The sequence below is a fragment of the Mesorhizobium sp. genome (assembly GCF_004962925.1).
Classification (GTDB): domain Bacteria; phylum Pseudomonadota; class Alphaproteobacteria; order Rhizobiales; family Rhizobiaceae; genus Mesorhizobium.
Map to the genome: position 1 here is coordinate 389 of NZ_SUEO01000045.1, position 17343 is coordinate 17731.

At 62.6% G+C, this 17343-nt stretch carries 15 protein-coding genes and 1 pseudogene; 11 read left to right on the plus strand and 5 right to left on the minus strand.

Features of this window, described 5'->3' with window-relative positions:
• From E5W87_RS11945 to E5W87_RS11960, 4 genes are all read left to right on the plus strand, one after another.
• Positions 1 to 926, plus strand: a 926-nt coding sequence (locus tag E5W87_RS11945; RefSeq protein ID WP_292397301.1) for an allantoate amidohydrolase, incomplete at its 5' end; no start/stop codon positions are given.
• Positions 927 to 1080: 154 nt separating this feature from the next.
• Complete coding sequence (locus E5W87_RS11950; protein ID WP_292397305.1) at positions 1081 to 1461, plus strand: endonuclease domain-containing protein; 381 nt, start codon at positions 1081 to 1083, stop codon at positions 1459 to 1461.
• Between the two features lie 86 nt (positions 1462 to 1547).
• The gene (gene hydA / locus E5W87_RS11955; protein ID WP_292397308.1) at positions 1548 to 2999 is read left to right on the plus strand and encodes a dihydropyrimidinase; all 1452 of its coding nucleotides are present in this window, start codon (positions 1548 to 1550) and stop codon (positions 2997 to 2999) included.
• Positions 2996 to 3373 (plus strand): hypothetical protein, encoded by a 378-nt coding sequence (locus E5W87_RS11960; protein WP_292397312.1) that lies wholly within the window; start codon positions 2996 to 2998, stop codon positions 3371 to 3373. The genes hydA and E5W87_RS11960 overlap by 4 nt, the downstream gene beginning before the upstream one ends.
• Positions 3374 to 3396: 23 nt before the next feature.
• On the opposite strand, the gene E5W87_RS11965 is transcribed toward E5W87_RS11960, so the two are convergent.
• Positions 3397 to 3801 carry a cupin domain-containing protein gene (locus tag E5W87_RS11965; RefSeq protein WP_292397314.1) on the minus strand — a complete coding sequence of 135 codons (405 nt, stop codon included), beginning with the start codon at positions 3799 to 3801 and terminating at the stop codon, positions 3397 to 3399.
• A 128-nt stretch (positions 3802 to 3929) separates the two neighbouring features.
• On the opposite strand from E5W87_RS11965, the gene E5W87_RS11970 reads away from it, so the two are divergent.
• From E5W87_RS11970 to E5W87_RS11990, 5 genes are all read left to right on the plus strand, one after another.
• Positions 3930 to 4721, plus strand: a complete 792-nt coding sequence (locus E5W87_RS11970; RefSeq protein WP_292397318.1) for an ABC transporter ATP-binding protein — start codon at positions 3930 to 3932, stop codon at positions 4719 to 4721.
• A gap of 400 nt (positions 4722 to 5121) precedes the next feature.
• The gene (locus E5W87_RS11975; protein WP_292397320.1) at positions 5122 to 6000 is read left to right on the plus strand and encodes an ABC transporter permease; all 879 of its coding nucleotides are present in this window, start codon (positions 5122 to 5124) and stop codon (positions 5998 to 6000) included.
• Complete coding sequence (locus E5W87_RS11980) at positions 5997 to 7127, plus strand: ABC transporter permease (protein ID WP_292397322.1); 1131 nt, start codon at positions 5997 to 5999, stop codon at positions 7125 to 7127. Before E5W87_RS11975 ends, E5W87_RS11980 begins: the two co-directional genes overlap by 4 nt.
• A gap of 81 nt (positions 7128 to 7208) precedes the next feature.
• On the plus strand, positions 7209 to 8180 hold the full coding sequence (locus tag E5W87_RS11985; RefSeq protein ID WP_292397325.1) for an ABC transporter substrate-binding protein: 972 nt from the start codon (positions 7209 to 7211) through the stop codon (positions 8178 to 8180).
• Positions 8181 to 8372: 192 nt separating this feature from the next.
• Positions 8373 to 8822, plus strand: a complete 450-nt coding sequence (locus E5W87_RS11990; RefSeq protein WP_292397328.1) for a CHRD domain-containing protein — start codon at positions 8373 to 8375, stop codon at positions 8820 to 8822.
• Positions 8823 to 8923: 101 nt separating this feature from the next.
• Here the strand turns inward: E5W87_RS11990 and E5W87_RS11995 are convergent, their stop codons facing one another.
• From E5W87_RS11995 to E5W87_RS12005, 3 genes are all read right to left on the minus strand, one after another.
• Positions 8924 to 10573, minus strand: a complete 1650-nt coding sequence (locus tag E5W87_RS11995; RefSeq protein WP_292397331.1) for a thiamine pyrophosphate-binding protein — start codon at positions 10571 to 10573, stop codon at positions 8924 to 8926.
• Positions 10570 to 11745 (minus strand): CaiB/BaiF CoA-transferase family protein, encoded by a 1176-nt coding sequence (locus E5W87_RS12000; RefSeq protein WP_292397333.1) that lies wholly within the window; start codon positions 11743 to 11745, stop codon positions 10570 to 10572. The genes E5W87_RS11995 and E5W87_RS12000 overlap by 4 nt, the downstream gene beginning before the upstream one ends.
• Positions 11746 to 11918: 173 nt before the next feature.
• Entirely contained in the window at positions 11919 to 12854 is a 936-nt protein-coding gene (locus E5W87_RS12005) for an alpha/beta fold hydrolase (RefSeq protein WP_292397336.1), read from the minus strand.
• A gap of 203 nt (positions 12855 to 13057) precedes the next feature.
• Between E5W87_RS12005 and E5W87_RS12010 the strand changes: the two are divergent.
• Positions 13058 to 14076 (plus strand): annotated as a pseudogene (locus E5W87_RS12010) (ribonuclease).
• Between the two features lie 27 nt (positions 14077 to 14103).
• On the opposite strand, the gene E5W87_RS12015 reads toward E5W87_RS12010, so the two are convergent.
• Positions 14104 to 15399 (minus strand): diguanylate cyclase, encoded by a 1296-nt coding sequence (locus tag E5W87_RS12015; RefSeq protein ID WP_292397339.1) that lies wholly within the window; start codon positions 15397 to 15399, stop codon positions 14104 to 14106.
• 264 nt (positions 15400 to 15663) lie between these two features.
• On the opposite strand from E5W87_RS12015, the gene ettA reads away from it, so the two are divergent.
• Complete coding sequence (gene ettA, locus E5W87_RS12020) at positions 15664 to 17313, plus strand: energy-dependent translational throttle protein EttA (RefSeq protein WP_126105864.1); 1650 nt, start codon at positions 15664 to 15666, stop codon at positions 17311 to 17313.
• The last annotated feature ends 30 nt before the right edge of the window (positions 17314 to 17343 follow it).

Here is a 17343-nt window from a genome sequence, read left to right on the forward strand (position 1 = left end):
TCGTGCGCTCGCTCAACGAGCTCGGCATCAAGACAAAACATCCGATCGTCGTCACCAACTGGACGAACGAGGAAGGCGCGCGCTTTGCGCCGGCCATGATGGCGTCCGGGGTTTTTGCCGGCGTCCTCGACCAGGCCGACGTCTATTCGCATGTCGACAAGGACGGCAAGAAGTTCGGCGAGGAGCTCGAACGCATCGGCTGGAAGGGCACCGAGAAAGTCGGTTACCGCAAGATCCACGCCTTCTTCGAGCTGCATATCGAGCAAGGGCCGATCCTCGAGGACGAGGGCATCGACATCGGCGTCGTCACTCATGGCCAGGGACTGAAATGGCTACAGGTGACGCTGACCGGCAAGGAGGCGCATACCGGCTCTACGCCGATGCCGAAGCGCCGCAATGCCGGGCTCGGCATGGCGCGGGTGATCGAGCTGGTGCACGAGATCGCCATGGACTACCAGCCCGACGCCGTCGGCGCGGTCGGCCACATGGAAGTCTATCCGAACTCGCGCAACATCATCGCCGGCCGCACCGTGTTCACCATCGACATCCGCTCGCCGGAAAAGGAAGTGCTGGACGCGATGGACGGGCGCATCCGCGAAGGCATCGACACGATCTGCGAGGCGCTCGACATCAAATACGTGATCGATCAGGTCGGCCATTTCGATCCGGTCACCTTCGATGCGGGCTGCGTCAAGGCCGTGCGGGAGGCGGCAGAGCGCTTGGGTTATACGCACCGCAACATCGTCTCCGGTGCCGGCCACGACGCCTGCTGGATCAACCGCGTCGCGCCGACGGCGATGGTGATGTGCCCCTGCGTCGACGGGCTCAGCCACAACGAGGCAGAGGAGATCTCAAAGGAATGGGCGGCGGCCGGCGCCGACGTGCTGTTCCACGCGGTGGTGGAGACGGCGGTGATTGTGGAGTGAGCAGTCGGCGCCGTACCCCCACCCCTAACCCCTCCCCACAAGGGGGAGGGGGACTGGCAATGCCGACGCCTCTTCCTATGGCGAAAGCTTCGATGGGTTCAACTGTGACAACGCGACGACAAGCCTCCCTCCCCCTTGTGGGGAGGGATTGAGGGTGGGGGTACTCGTCTTGGCACCGACCGCGATCGATCCAGCCGCCATAAAGCGTGCCAGAGCACTGCGCCGAAACATGACGGAAGGCGAGCGCAAACTCTGGTCTGAATTGAAAGAGTTCCGCCGCCTTTATGGGCTGCACGCCAGGAAGCAGGCGCCGATCGGACCTTACGTCGCGGACTTCGTTCTGCATGAGAAGAAGCTCGTCATCGAAGTGGACGGAGAGCATCACTTCACGCCTGAGCAAATGGACAAGGATCGGATACGCGATGCATGGTTTGGCCGTCAGGGCTATCGTGTGCTGCGGTTTTCGACAGGAGACCTGGCAAATTCCTTCGATGGTTGCGTCGAGGAAATATTGCGGGAAGTTGGGGTCATGTAAGGACCGTTCAGGGTTCCTCGATCCTGAACCGACCTGATCAAGCAAGGCGCTCACAAGAAGCGCGAGAAAAACAAGGGAACAAGAAAATGTCCAAAGTCATCAAAAACGGCACCATCGTGACCGCCGACCGCAGCTGGAAGGCCGACGTGCTGCTCAAGCACGGCAAGATCATCGCCATCGGCCCGGACCTGCATGGCGACCACGAATTCGACGCCACCGGCTGCTATGTGATGCCGGGCGGCATCGATCCGCACACCCATCTCGAAATGCCGTTCATGGGCACCTATTCGGCCGATGATTTCGAGAGCGGCACGCGCGCCGCACTTGCCGGCGGCACCACCATGGTCGTCGATTTCTGCCTGCCGGCGCCGCAGCAGTCGCTGCTTGAGGCCTTGCAGATGTGGGACAACAAGACCTCGAAAGCCTCCTGCGATTATTCCTTCCACATGGCGATCACCTGGTGGGGCAAGCAGGTGTTCGACGAGATGGCCACGGTCGTCGACAAGGGCATAACCTCGTTCAAGCACTTCATGGCCTACAAGGGCGCGCTGATGGTCGACGACGACGAGATGTATTCGTCGTTCCAGCGCTGCGCCGACCTTGGCGCGCTGCCGCTGGTCCATGCCGAGAATGGCGACGTGGTGGCGGCGCTTTCGCAGAAGCTGCTGGCCGCCGGCAATAACGGCCCCGAAGGGCACGCCTATTCGCGCCCGCCAGAAGTGGAAGGCGAGGCGACCAACCGCGCCATCATGATCGCCGACATGGCCGGCGTGCCGCTCTATGTCGTGCATGTCTCCTGCGAGCAGGCCCACGAAGCCATTCGCCGGGCGCGCCAGAAAGGCATGCGGGTGTTCGGCGAGCCGCTGATCCAGCATCTGACGCTCGACGAGAGCGAGTATTTCGACAAGGACTGGGATCATGCGGCGCGCCGGGTGATGAGCCCGCCCTTCCGCAACAAGCTGCATCAGGACTCGCTGTGGGCCGGCCTGCAGGCCGGATCGCTGCAAGTGGTGGCGACCGACCATTGCGCCTTCACCACCAGCCAAAAGCGCAACGGCGTCGGCGATTTCACCAAAATCCCGAACGGCACCGGCGGGCTCGAGGACCGCTTGCCGGTGCTGTGGACCACAGGCGTCAACACCGGACGGCTGACGATGAACGAGTTCGTCGCGGTAACCTCGACCAACATCGCGAAGATCCTCAACATGTATCCGAAGAAGGGCGCCATCGTCGAAGGCGCCGACGCCGACATCGTCGTCTGGGACCCGAAGCGCAAGAAAAAGATCACCTCCAAGAAGCAGCAGTCGGTGATCGACTACAACGTCTTCGAAGGTTTTGAGGTGACAGGCCTGCCGCGCTTCGTCTTCTCGCGCGGCGAACTGTCGATCCAGGAGGCTGAGGTCAAGGCGAAGCCCGGCCATGGTGAGTTCGTCGGCCGCGAGCCGAATGCAGCGGTCAACCGGGCGCTGTCGACGTGGAAGGAGATTTCCGCGCCGCGCAAGGTGGAACGCACAGGCATTCCGGCGACCGGGGTGTGAGCTTGCGCGCTGTTCATCTCGCAGCCGTGGTCCTGCTGGCCGCCGGCCAGGCTACGGCCGCCGCGATCGACCTTTCCAAGCCCTATGGTAACAAGTCAGGCTGTATCAACAAGAACGGCCAGCAGGTCTATGCCGAGGACATGCTGCTCCTGACCGAAAAGGAATTCATCACTGTGGCCAGCGCCTGCACTTTCACCGAAAAGCAGGCGCAGGCCGACGGTTCGCTGGTGGTGAAGGCGCAATGCCAGGCGGAAGGCGAGGAGGGTGAGTCACCCGGCCAGTTCACCATCAAGCGGAGTACCAAGAACGCCAAGAGGCTGGTGATTGCCGACGAGGACGGCACGGTCATGGGGGAAGTCTCCCGTTGCCGATGATGGCCGCTGCCTCAGCGTCGGCCTCAGGCGACCAGCGCATCCAGTTCCGGCAGCAGGACGACGCTTTCCTGCTCGTTGGGATCGGTGCGGGCGATGACCGCCGAGGCCGGGCTGTCGCTCAGATTGGCGGGCAGGTGCGGCACTCCGGCAGGAATGTAGAAGAGGTCGCCGGCTTTGACCACGATCTGCTGTTCGAGCCGGTCGCCATACCAGGTATGGACCTCGCCGGAGAGCACATAGATCGCGGTCTCATGGCTTTCATGCATGTGCGCCTTGGCGCGGGCACCGGGCGGCATGGTGAGCAGATGCATGCAGATGCCGGTAGAGCCGACTGTCTCGGCGGCGATGCCGGTGAAATAACTCAGTCCCTGCTTGCCTTCATAAGAGCTTTCAGGGCGGATAAGATGACAAGTGAGTTTGGGCGACATCGGGGCGACTCTCGATCGAGTGGGAACTCTCAGCCGGATAGGACAGGGCGAGTGGAAAGCAACATCGAGGAAAGATCAACCGGATTCCAGCAGGCGCGCCAGCGGTGCGAAAAGGCAGGCTGCGGCCTATGATGGGAGCATCGCCAGCCGTCGTTTCGGCAAGCAAGCTCGACCTGACCTTCCAGACCAGTGATGGTCCGGTGCAGGCACTGTCGAATGTCGACCTGACGATCGGCAAGGGTGAATTCGTGTCCTTCATCGGGCCGTCCGGCTGCGGCAAGACGACCTTGCTGCGGGTCATCGCCGATCTGGAGAAACCGACCTCCGGAAGCATCTCGGTCAACGGCCTGACGCCCGAGCAGGCGCGCCAGAGCCGCGCCTATGGCTATGTCTTCCAGGCGGCCGCACTTTATCCGTGGCGTACGATCTCGCGCAACGTGGCGCTGCCGCTGGAGATCATGGGCCTGTCCAAGGCAGAGCAGGCGGCGCGCATCAAGCGCACGCTCGATCTCGTCAACCTGTCCGGCTTCGAGCAGAAATACCCGTGGCAGCTTTCTGGCGGCATGCAGCAGCGCGCCTCGATCGCGCGGGCGCTGGCCTTCGATGCCGATCTTTTGTTGATGGACGAGCCGTTCGGCGCGCTGGACGAGATCGTGCGCGACCATCTCAATGAACAGCTGCTGGAACTGTGGGAGCGGACCAACAAGACCATCTGCTTCGTCACCCATTCCATTCCCGAGGCAGTCTACCTTTCGACGCGCATCATCGTCATGTCGCCGCGTCCGGGCCGCGTCAGCGACGTCATCGAATCGACGCTGCCGAAGAAGCGGCCGCTCGACATTCGCGAGACGCCGGAGTTCCTGGCGATCGCCGCGCGGGTGCGTGATGGCCTCAGGGCAGGGCACAGTTATGACGATTGAGCGGGTGAAAGATGAGCCGCCTCGTAACGGGGGAGCGGCTGACCCTGCCTTCGTCATCCTAGGGCGGAGCACCCGCGAAGCGGCGTGCGCAGACCCTAGGATCCATGCCGTGACATTGGCCGAAGCGCACAAACGGTTCAGAAAGTGTGCGGGACGCGCGGCAAACCTCCTCGCATCGGGAGCAATGTTTCGCACCGTTGCGGGGCGGGGAGGTAACGGCATGGATCCTAGGGTCTGCGCCGCGTCGCTTCGCTCCTTGCTTCGCCCTAGGATGACGAGGGCGCGGTTTGGCGCTCCCTTTACGCACGCCGGTTCGCGGCGGGTCCGCCCTAGGATGACGAAAGCGCGGTCATCCTCTCACGTTACGCAGAGCGTGCGCCAGTCCGGCGAGGGCCGCTAGATGGACTCCTTTCGCGACAAGCTCATCCCGGTGACCTCGATCCTCGCGGGCGTGGTTGTCGTTTGGTACATTATGGCCGTCATCCTCAACGCGCCGTTCCAGCGCGATCTCGATCGCCGCGCCGGCGAGACGCCAGGGGTTGTGGAATTCATCGGCAAGACGCTGTCGCAGCCGAAGCCGACACTGCCGGCGCCGCATCAGGTGGCGGTGAATTTCTTCGAGAACACGTTTCTGCGCAAGGTCACCTCGAGCCGCAGCCTTGTCTACAATGCCTGGGTGACGCTGTCCTCGACGCTGCTCGGCTTCGCCTTCGGCACGGCGCTTGGCATCGTGATTGCCGTCGGCATCGTGCATGTGGCAACGCTCGACCGCAGCCTGATGCCGTGGATCATCGCCTCGCAGACGATTCCGATCCTGGCGGTGGCGCCGATGATCATCGTCGTGCTGGCGGCGATCGGCATCACTGGGCTGATCCCGAAAGCGCTGATCTCGACCTATCTGTCGTTCTTTCCGGTGGCGGTCGGCATGGTCAAGGGACTGCGCTCGCCCGAGCTCACCCATCTCGATCTGATGCACACCTACAATGCCAGCCCTTCGCAGACCTTCTGGAAATTGCGCGTACCGGCGTCGGTGCCGTTCCTGTTCACCTCGATGAAGGTGGCGGTGGCTGCCAGCCTCGTCGGTGCCATCGTCGGTGAACTGCCAACCGGCGCCGTCGCAGGTATCGGCGCCAAGCTGCTCGCCGGCGCCTATTACAGCCAGACCATCGACATCTGGTCGGCGCTGGTGGCCGGCTCGGTCGTGGCGGCGCTGCTGGTGATGGTGGTTGGCATTGCCGGGCGCATCGTCGACCGCGCCATGGGCGGGAGGCCGGCATGAGCGATCTCCTTTCGTCGATCACGCCTCGTTCCTGGCAAGGGGTTGCCGCGCTTGCCCTTCTTGCCGGCGCGCTCCTTCTTTGGCCGCTTGTCGATGCCACGCCCGGTTACGGTACGGCGACCGCGGCTTTGATTTTCTTCTTGCTGCTCCTGGCAATTGAGGCCGACAATTTCCCACCGGCAATTGGGGTGGTGTTGCTCTTCCTTGGTGCGCATGGCGCGGCGTGGCTGCTGCTGGCCGGCATAACCGGCAATGAAGGCACCGCTCGCGCATCCTTCTATCTGCTGCTTGCCGCGGCATGGCTTCTAGCCTGGCGCTGCGTGACGGTCCTGTCCGCGCTTCGCCCGACCTCGCGCTGGGCGGCGACCGCTTTGAGGCTGATCATCCCGGCGATCTTTGGCGCCTGGATCCTGATCATCTGGGAGGCGGTGACGCGCGGCGCGGGCATCCCCTTCATCCTGCTGCCGCCGCCAAGCGCCATCGGCGTTCGTATCGCCAATTCGCTGCCGGTCCTGGCCGCCGACGTGCGGCAGACCATCTTCAAGGCGGTGATCTTCGGCTATGTCGTCGGCAGCGGCGCTGGCTTCCTCGCCGCCATCGCGGCCGACCGCGTGCCGTTCCTGCGGCGCGGGTTGCTGCCGATCGGCAATATGGTGTCGGCGTTGCCGATCATCGGCGTGGCGCCGATCATGGTCATGTGGTTCGGCTTCGACTGGCAGTCGAAGGCCGCCGTCGTCATCATCATGACCTTTTTCCCGATGCTGGTGAACACGGTCGCAGGCCTTGCCGCCTCCGGCCATATGGAGCGCGACCTGATGCGCACTTATGCGTCGAGCTACTGGCAGACGCTGTTCAAGCTGCGGCTGCCGGCGGCAGCCCCCTTCATCTTCAACGCGCTGAAGATCAATTCGACGCTGGCGCTGATCGGCGCCATCGTCGCGGAGTTCTTCGGCACGCCGGTGGTCGGCATGGGTTTCCGGATTTCGACCGAGGTCGGGCGGATGAACATCGATATGGTCTGGGCCGAAATCGCAGTTGCAGCACTTGCGGGTTCGGTCTTTTATGGCGTGGTCGCTCTTTTCGAGAGAGCAGTCACGTTTTGGCATCCCTCCGTCCGTGGTGGATAGGGCGGTGGCGGGTTTGGAATCAGGAGCGCATTGAAGGTCCTGATCCTAAAGGGTGAACACTTAACTTCAGAGGGTAAAAACATGAAAAGACTTGTTATTTCGATGCTGGCCGGCGCGATGTCGCTTGCCGCGTTCCAGGCGATGGCCGCGGACAAGGTGACGCTGCAGCTGAAATGGGTCACGCAGGCCCAGTTTGCCGGCTATTACGTCGCCAAGGACAAGGGGTTCTATGAAGCCGAAGGCCTCGACGTCGAGATCAAGCCGGGTGGCCCCGATATCGCGCCGGAGCAGGTGATTGCCGGCGGCGGCGCCGATGTCATCGTCGACTGGATGGGCGGCGCGCTCGCCGCACGCGAAAAGGGCGTGCCGCTGGTCAATATCGCCCAGCCGTTCAAGAAGGCCGGCATGCAGTTGGTCTGTCCGAAGGACGGCCCGATCAAAACCGAAGCCGACTTCAAGGGCCATACGCTCGGCGTCTGGTTCTTCGGCAACGAATATCCGTTCTACGCCTGGATGAACAAGCTCGGCCTGAAGACCGACGGCGGTCCGGAGGGCGTCACCGTGCTGAAGCAGAGTTTCGACGTGCAACCGCTGATCCAGAAGCAGGCGGATTGCATTTCGGTCATGACCTACAACGAATACTGGCAGCTCATCGACGCTGGCTACAAGCCGGAAGAGCTGATCGTGTTCAACTACTCGGCGATGGGCAACGACCTGCTTGAGGACGGGCTCTATGCGTCCGAGGACAAGCTCAAGGATCCAGCCTTCGAGGACAAGATGGTGCGTTTCGTGCGCGCTTCGATGAAAGGCTGGAAATACGCCGTCGACAATTCCGACGAGGCGGCCGGCATCGTCATGGACAATGGCGGCCAGGACGAGAACCACCAAAAGCGCATGATGGGCGAAGTCGCCAAGCTGATCGACAATGCCGACGGCAAGCTCGATCCGGCGACCTACGCGCGCACCGCCAAGGCGCTGCTCGATCAGAAGATCATCACCAAGGAGCCGACCGGCGCCTACACGACCGCCATCACCGACAAGGCCATCAAATAGGGGCCATCAAGTAAGGGCCCATCAAATAGGCGATCAACTGGGCTTCTGAAGCCTGCATTCGAAAAGGGGCGGGCGACCGCCCCTTTTTGTTGGGACGTAAAATAGCCGTTACCGGTGGAAACATCTGCTCGCACAACCGTTGTTGCGGTGCATCCAGCTTCAGCGGATGTCATCGCCACAACGGAGATTTCCATGCGCATGCAATCCTTCTCGCCGATGCTTTCGGCGCTGGCCGTTTCGGCTTCCTTCCTGTGCGCTTCACCGGCTTTGGCCGACATGATGAAGATGAAGGCGACGCTCGATGGCGCTCAGCAGAATCCGCCCATCACCACCGAGGGCAAGGGTACCGCCGCTCTCGTCTTTGACACCGCCACGAAACAGCTCACCTGGAACGTGACGTATTCAGGTCTCAGTGGCCCGGCGACGGCCGGACATATTCACGGTCCGGCAGCAAAGGGTGAAAATGCCGGCGTCGCCGTCCCGTTCAAGGGCGCTCCGAAAAGTCCGTTCAAGGGGGCGGCGATTCTGACCGACGCGCAGGCTGGCGACCTGATGGCCGGCAAATATTACATCAACATCCATACGGCGGCCCACAAGGATGGCGAGATCCGCGGGCAGATCGAGAAGGCGGCGACGATGTAGCGCAACGTCGCCCGAGGGCGACTATAGCGCCACATTAACCCGTCGAAGTCTGCGGGACAGCGCCCCAGGGCGCGAAGGAACTCGGCCTATGCCTCAGGCGCTCAGGACCTGTCGCGGATCTGGGTCATCGTCCGGGTCGGCGTGATGGCTTCCGGGTCGAGTCTGATCTCGACGATCGACGGCTTGCCGCTGGCGCGGGCGCGTTCGAAAGCCGGCGCGAAGTCGGCCGTCTTCTCGACCGTTTCTCCGTGGCCGCCATAGGCGCGAGCCAAAGCCGCGAAGTCGGGATTTCTGAGATCGGTAGCGACGACACGGCCCGGATACTCGCGCTCCTGATGCATGCGGATGGTGCCGTAGATGCCGTTGTTGACGACGATGACGATGATCGGCAGATCGTATTGCACGGCGGTGGCGAACTCCTGCCCGTTCATCAGGAAGCAGCCGTCGCCGGCAAAGGCGATCACGTCGCGCTCGGGGAAGAGATCCTTGGCGGCGACAGCCGCCGGCGTGCCGTAGCCCATCGAGCCGGAGGTCGGTGCCGCCTGCGTGGCAAAGCGCCGGGAACGGTGGAAGCGGTGCACCCAGGTGGCGTAGTTGCCGGCGCCGTTGGTGAGGATCGCATCGTCGGGCAGCACCGTTTCGAGATAGTTCATGATCGGTCCCATCTGCACCGGACCGGGCCCGGTTTCCGGCGGCGTAGACCAGTCGAGATAGGCGGCATGCAGGCGTTGGGTTTCGTCGGCCCAGTTCGGCGCCGCCGGCCCCTTCCTCCTGGCGAAGGCCCGCACGAAGGCGGCAGGCGAGGCGTTGATCGCAAGTGTCGGCCGGTAGACACGGCCGAGCTCGCCGGCGTCGGCATGGACATGGACCAGCGTCTGGTCTGGGTAGGGGCTCTTGAGCAGCGTATAGTCGGACGACGGCATCTCGCCCATGCGGCCGCCGATCAGCAACACGAGGTCGGCCTGCTTGATGGCGGTGGCCAGCTTCGGGTTGATGCCGATGCCGACATCGCCGGCGTAGTTTGGATGCAGATGATCGAACAGCATCTGGCGGCGGAAGGAACAGCCAACCGGCAGCGACCAGGATTCGGCGATGCGCTGCATTTCCTGAACGGCATTGGCATCCCAACGTGTGCCGCCCAGAATTGCCACAGGCCGTTTCGCGGCATTGAGCAGCGCTTCAAGCCGGTCGAGTTCGGCTTCACCGGGAGAGGTTTCAACGCGCGTGTAATGCAAGGCTTCCGGCGCATCGGCCAGGCTGGTCAGCATGTCTTCCGGCAACGAGATGACCACCGGGCCGGGGCGGCCGGACGTCGCCACCGCGAAGGCCCGCGTGACGAATTCGGGGATGCGCGAGGCATCGTCGATCTCGACCACCCATTTGGCGATATCGCCAAAGAACCTGACATAGTCGACTTCTTGAAAAGCCTCACGCTCCTTGGCGTGGCTGGCGACCTGGCCGATGAACAGGATGACGGGAACCGAATCCTGCATGGCGATGTGGATGCCGGCCGAGGCGTTGGTGGCGCCGGGGCCGCGGGTGACGAAGCAGATACCGGGCTTGCCGGTCAGGCGGCCATGGCAGTCGGCCATCATCGCAGCACCGCCTTCCTGGCGGCAGACGATGGTGCGGATCGGCGAATCGTGCAGCGCGTCGAGCACCGCAAGATAGGATTCTCCCGGCACGCAATAGATGCGGTCGGTGCCGTTGGCTTCGAGCGCATCGACGATCAGTTGTCCGCCGGTTTTCATTTTCCTGATCTCTCCAGTTCGGCAAGGATTTCTGCGGTGTGTTCGCCCAGACGCGGCGAGGGCCGCTCATAGACCAGCGGCGTGCCCGACATGACCATCGGCGCGCGCACCGAAGGCAAGAGATTGCCGTGGCCGTCGTCGAGGTCAAGCCGCATGCCGCGCGCTATGGTCTGCGGGTCGGCGAACATCTCGCCGATCGTGTTGATCGGGCTGGCAGGCACGCTTGCCGCCTCCAGTTTAGCCAGCAGCGGATCACGATCGAAGGTCTTTAGCGCCTCGATGATGTGTTCGCGCAGCTTCGCCCGGTTGGCGACCCGGGCAGGATTGGTGGCGAAATCGGGGTTCGATGGCAGGTCGTCCAATCCGACGGCCGCGCAGAATTTGGCGAACTGGCCGTCATTGCCGATGGCCAGGATGACATGGCCGTCCTTCACCGGCACCACTTCGTAGGGCGCGATGTTCATATGCGCATTGCCCATCTGCACAGGTGATTTGCCCGAGACCAGATAATTGAGGTTCTGGTTGCCGAGCGCCGAGATCTGGGTGTCGTAGAGCGCCATGTCGATGTGCTGGCCTTCGCCGGTCTTCTCGGCGTGGCGAAGTGCGGCCTGGATGGCGATCACCGAATAGAGGCCGGTGAAAATATCGGAGATGGCAACGCCGGCCTTTTGCGGCTCGCGGCCAGCCTCGCCGGTGATCGACATCATGCCGGCCATGCCCTGGATGATGAAGTCATAGCCGGCGCGTGGCGCATAGGGTCCGTCCTGGCCGAAGCCGGTGATCGAGCAATAGATCAGCCGCGGGTTGATCTTGCGCAAGCTGTCATAGTCGAGCCCGTATTTCCTGAGGCCACCGAGCTTGAAGTTCTCGATCAGCACATCTGATGTCGCGACCAGCCGGCGGATCGTCTCGGCGCCTTCGGGCGTCGAGAAATCGATGGCGATGGAACGCTTGCCGCGATTGCAGGAATGGTAATAGGCGGCTGAAAGGTTCTCGCCGTCATGGCTCATGACGAACGGCGGACCCCATTTGCGGGTGTCGTCGCCGCCATCCGGGCTCTCGACCTTGATGACGTCGGCGCCGAGATCGGCAAGCAGCTGCCCGGCCCACGGCCCGGCCAGGATGCGGGCGAGTTCGATTACGCGGATGCCTTTCAGCGGAGGCTCGGTCATGGATCACCGTGATTGGTCGGAAGCGCAGCCTTGGATTTCTTTTTTGTGCATGTCGTTGTCCCAAAACCGCTGCGCACTTTTGGGCAACATGCACTATCAATCCCGCGTGCTGCTGTCACGGCTCTTACAATGGGCCAATCCGAATGTGCCAATGTCGGCCGTGCCTATCTCGATCAGGCTTGTTTCAACACGCTGTCGGCCCAGGCGGCGAAATCATCCATGATGATATCTCTGTTCACCTCGTTCAGGCTTTCGTGGCGGGTCTCGGTGTAAACCTTTGAAACGAGATTCGAAAAGCCCATCCTGTGCAGGCGCGCAGCGAGGTGGTTGACCGCCTTGCCGCCGTCGGTGGCGGGGTCCTTTTCGCCGCCGACCAGGCTGATCGGAAGGGTCTTGCGGACGCCGGAAAAATTAGTGTCGTCGGCACCGTCAAAGACAAAGCCAAACAGGTCGCGCCACATCGACACCGAGGCATCCCAGCCGCACAGCGGGTCGGCGATGTACTTTTCGACTTCGGCTACGTCGCGCGACAGCCAGTCGAACGGCGTGCGGTGATCGGGGACGGCTTTGCCCCAGGCCTGGAAGGTCAGTTTCGGCAGTATGCGCGACGGCATGTCGGAGCCAAGCCGGAACTTTTCCCAGGCAAGAATGGCTTGCGCAGCACGACCGGCGAGCCCAGCTGAAAAATTCGCGTTCCAGATCGCGGCGGCGTGCAGGCGGTTCGAATGGTGAAGCATGAAATTAAGGGCGACGAGGCCGCCCATGGAATGGCCAAACACGATGACGGGCAGGCTGGGATGTTCGTCGGCGATCAGATCGTGCACGGCCGCGACATCGGCGATGACCTTGGCGCCGCCATCTGATTGAGCGAACTGGCCGAGCGGCGCGTCTGGCGCCTTGGTGGCGCCGTGGCCGCGATGGTCATGGACGTAGACATGGAAGCCGCGCTCACCCAGAAAGGTAGCGAAGCGGACATAGCGCGCGGCATGCTCGGCCAGCCCGTGATTGATCTGGACAGCGGCGCGCGGGCGGCCCTCGGCGCGTTTCACATAAAGGTTGAGCGCCGCACCGTTCGGCGATCGGAGCACGCGCTGTTGACTGAATGACATCGTCGCTTCGTCTCCAACGTGTTTTCGCGCCTGCGGACATTTGTGTGCGCTGACGCCGGCTTTGCGTCAATCCGTGTTTTCCGCAGCGCTGTTCTTGCGTCGCAACGCGGGGTATCGCAATTCTGACATGGAGAATTTGATACCGAGAGAGGGCGGCAGTTCTGTCGCCGCCGCATTTTTCAGCCGGGGGTACTTTTATGCGTATGGGGACAGGGTTCGTTTTCGGATTGGCGCTTGTCGCCGCGTCACTAACCGGTGCTGCGCGGGCCGAGGTCAAGATGAGCGGCTCCTTCGTGGCCGACGCCACCTGTCCAGCGACCCAGGCCATCAAGAGCGGCAAGAACCCCGGTGACGTCTCGACCGATGCGGGACAGAGCTACGAGCTGCTGGCCGGCAACAAGGATGCCCCCACGCATTATCTGATCCGCGTGCCGGGGGCCGATCCGGAGCGCCGTTGGGTGAAGGTCGACTGCGGCCACGTTTCGGGCGGCAGCGCATCGACGGAACCGGCAGCACCTGCGCCAGTCGACCAGGAGAAGTCTGCTGCGCCGGTTTCGGGAAAGCCCGAATACGTCCTCGCGCTGAGCTGGCAGCCGGCCTTTTGCGAAACCAGGCCCGGCAAGACCGAATGCAAGGCGCAGACCGCGGCCGGTTCGATGCGACGCATTTCACCTTGCACGGGCTGTGGCCGCAGCCGAACGGGAATTTCTATTGCCAGGTGGCAGCGGCCGACAAGGCGAACGACAATCCGGCGCACTGGCAGGACCTGCCGCCGGTCGAACTCGACCCGAACACGCGGTCGGAGCTCGATCAGGTGATGCCGGGCACCGCATCCGACCTCGAAAGGCACGAGTGGATCAAGCATGGCACCTGCTACGGCAAGAGCCAGCAAGCGTATTTTTCCGATGCGCTGAATCTGATGCGCGCGGTGAATGCTTCACCGGTGCGTGATCTGTTCGCAAAGAACATCGGCAAGCAGCTGACGTCGGATCAGATCCGCAGTGCCTTCGATAGCGCGTTTGGCGCCGGGGCAGGTGAGCGGGTCCGGGTATCCTGCCTGGTCGATTCGACGAGTGGTAGGCGGCTGATCGGTGAGCTGACGCTTGGCCTCACCGGCCCAATCGGTCCGAGCAGTCGGCTCAGCGACCTGATGCAGGCTGCCGCGCCGACAAGCAAAGCCGGCTGCCCGAAAGGCGTTATCGATTCCACAGGATTCCAATAACAGGCAAGCCAGCAGGCAGGCCGGAAATTATGCTTCGGCGATGCGCCCTGATTTGGTCCACGCAGTGAGGCTGTCGGCCTCGTGGCCGCCCGGTTCGCCGACGACGCGGTCGCGGCCGGTCGATTTGGCCTTGTAGAGGCGCTGGTCGGCCAGCGCAAAGACATCGGCAAGGCAGCGAGTAGTCTCGCTGACGGTGGAGATGCCGGCGCTGACGGTGATGTCGAACCGGCTGGTGTTTGCGGATGTCTTGACCGCGTGCCTGATGCTTTCGCCAAGCAGCTTGGCGACCGAATGCGGACGTGAGCAGAGGATGGCGAATTCCTCGCCGCCGATCCTGAACACCTGATCCTCGGGACCGACAATCTCGCCGAGCAGGGCGGCGACGGATTTCAGCACCTTGTCGCCCTCGGCGTGGCCGAAGCGGTCGTTGATCGATTTGAAATGGTCGACATCGATGATCAAGAGGCTGAGCGGCTTGGCCGTCCGCAGGCTGGCGGCGACTGCGGTTTCACCGTCGCTGTCGAAGCGGCCCCTGTGCAGCAGGCCGGTAAGCCCGTCGCGGCCGACATGCTCGACCAGCGCCTCATAGCGCTCACGATAAGTCAGCGTGTCGAAGATGTCGGATAGTCCACGCGGCGCCGGGATCTGCCGCGCCTCGAACCATCTGATGTAAGCGACAAGCATGATGCTATAGGCAAGCGCCGCGCCCATCTTAGCGAACCAGCCGCCGAAGAAAACCGCGATCGGTGCGCCGGTGACGAAATGCAGCGCGGTGAAAAATCCAGCCTGGTCGAAAGTGAGCACGCAAGCGACGGAGATCAGGATGCGAGAGAACAGCGCCTTGCGAAGATAACGCCCGAGCTTTTCGTAAAGCAGGATGATCAGGATGGCGTCAATGAAGAGCAGCGTCGTGCCCCACACCATCAGCCAGCCCATCTGGTCGATGAAGCCGATGTCGGGAAGCTTGCCACTGGGAAGCGGTGCGATCTCATGCAGGCGCAATACCAGCACAAGCCCGATCATCAGGGCATTGCCGAGCAATAGGCCGTAGATCGGCTGCCGGACGGTTGCGGCGTCCTCCTTGATGTAGAGCAAGAGAAGCATCACCAGTTTTCCGGAAAATAGCACAGCGGAACCGGGCGAAACCATGCCGAACGGTAGCGCGACGTAGAAGACGCTGGCGAGGTAGGTTTCCAGGAAATGCATGACGCCGAGGGCGCAGACAAAAACGCCGAGGCCGATACGGTGCCTGAACCGGAAAAGCGTGACCATGACGCCGAAATAGAGAACCGCTTCGGCAAGGAGCAGGCAACTGTTCAACAACGCCGTCGATCCGATCTTTCGCCGCAGAAATCGTGGCTTGCCGGCGATTCCCCATCCAACACCTTTTTGACGCGGAATGGTTAACCGGAGCTTGCGCCGGGCTATGCAGCGAACCGAAAGCGGAGACAGTTCGATGAGCGCGTCTTCAGCCCGAGGATAAGTCGGAAATGCCAAAACAGTTTGCCGTTCGGCGCGGCATCGCCTACATAGCGCCCAACTTCCATTCAATCCGACATTCCAGTCGACTTATCAGGGAAAGCGCGCGTGGCACGCCAGTTCATCTATCACATGGCCGGCCTCAACAAGGCCTATGGCACCAAGAAGGTGCTCGAGAATATCCACCTCTCCTTCTACCCCGACGCCAAGATCGGCATCCTCGGCCCTAACGGCGCGGGCAAGTCGACCATCCTCAAGATCATGGCCGGCATCGACAAGGAGTGGAGCGGCGAGGCGTGGCTGGCCGAAGGCGCGACCGTCGGTTACCTGGCGCAGGAGCCGGCACTCGATGCGAGCAAGACCGTGTTCGAGAACGTCATGGAAGGCGTCGCCGCCAAGACTGCCATCATCGAGCGCTACAACGAATTGATGATGAACTATTCCGACGAGACGGCCGACGAGTCGGCCAAGCTCCAGGACGAGATGGACCGGCTCAACCTGTGGGATCTCGAACAGCAGGTCGAGATGGCGATGGAAGCGCTGGGCTGTCCGCCCAAGGAAGCCGACGTCACCAAGCTGTCGGGCGGCGAGCGCCGCCGCGTCGCGCTTTGCCAGCTGCTGCTGCGCCAGCCCGACCTTCTGCTGCTCGACGAGCCGACCAACCATCTCGACGCCGAGACGACGGCGTGGCTGGAAAAGCATCTGCGCGCCTATCCGGGCGCGGTGATGATCATCACCCACGATCGCTACTTCCTCGACAATGTCACCGGCTGGATCCTCGAGCTCGACCGCGGCCGCGGCATTCCCTATGAGGGCAACTACACCAAATATCTCGAAGCCAAGGCCAAGCGGCTCAAGCAGGAAGGCCGCGAGGACGATGCGCGCCAGCGGGCGATCGGCCGCGAGCGCGAGTGGATCCAGTCCAGCCCGAAGGCCCGGCAGACCAAGTCGAAAGCGCGCATTCAGGCCTTCCAGGATCTGCTGGATGCAGCCGACAAGCGGCGTCCGAGCGACACGCAGATCGTCATTCCGCATGGCGAGCGGCTCGGCAATGTGGTGATCGAGGTCGACGATCTGTCGAAGGGCTTTGGCGACACGCTGCTGATCGACGATCTGGAATTCAAGCTTCCGCCGGGCGGCATCGTCGGAGTCATCGGCCCGAACGGCGCCGGCAAGACGACGCTGTTCCGCATGATAACCGGCCAGGAAAAGCCGGATGCCGGCACCATCCGCGTCGGCGAGACGGTCAAGCTCGGTTACGTCGACCAGAGCCGCGACGCACTCGACCCAACCAAGACCGTGTGGGAAGAAATCTCGGGCGGCGCTGAAGTGGTCAAGCTTGGCAAGTTCGAGGCCAACACCCGCGCCTATTGCGCGTCGTTCAATTTCCGCGGCGGCGATCAGCAGCAGAAGGTCGGCAATCTGTCTGGCGGCCAGCGCAACCGCGTGCACCTGGCCAAGATGCTGAAGACCGGCGGTAACGTGCTGCTGCTCGACGAGCCGACCAACGATCTCGATACCGAAACGCTGGCGGCACTCGAAGACGCGCTGGAAAACTTCGCCGGCTGCGCCGTCATCATCTCGCACGACCGCATGTTCCTCGACCGTCTGGCGACGCACATCCTCGCCTTTGAGGGCGACAGCCATGTCGAATGGTTCGAGGGCAATTTCGAGGATTACGAGCAGGACAAGATCCGCCGGCTCGGCCCCGATGCCGTCAATCCGCACCGCATGACCTACAAGCGGCTGACGAGGTAGGGTGCTCATCGGGCGGCGAATTCTCGAATG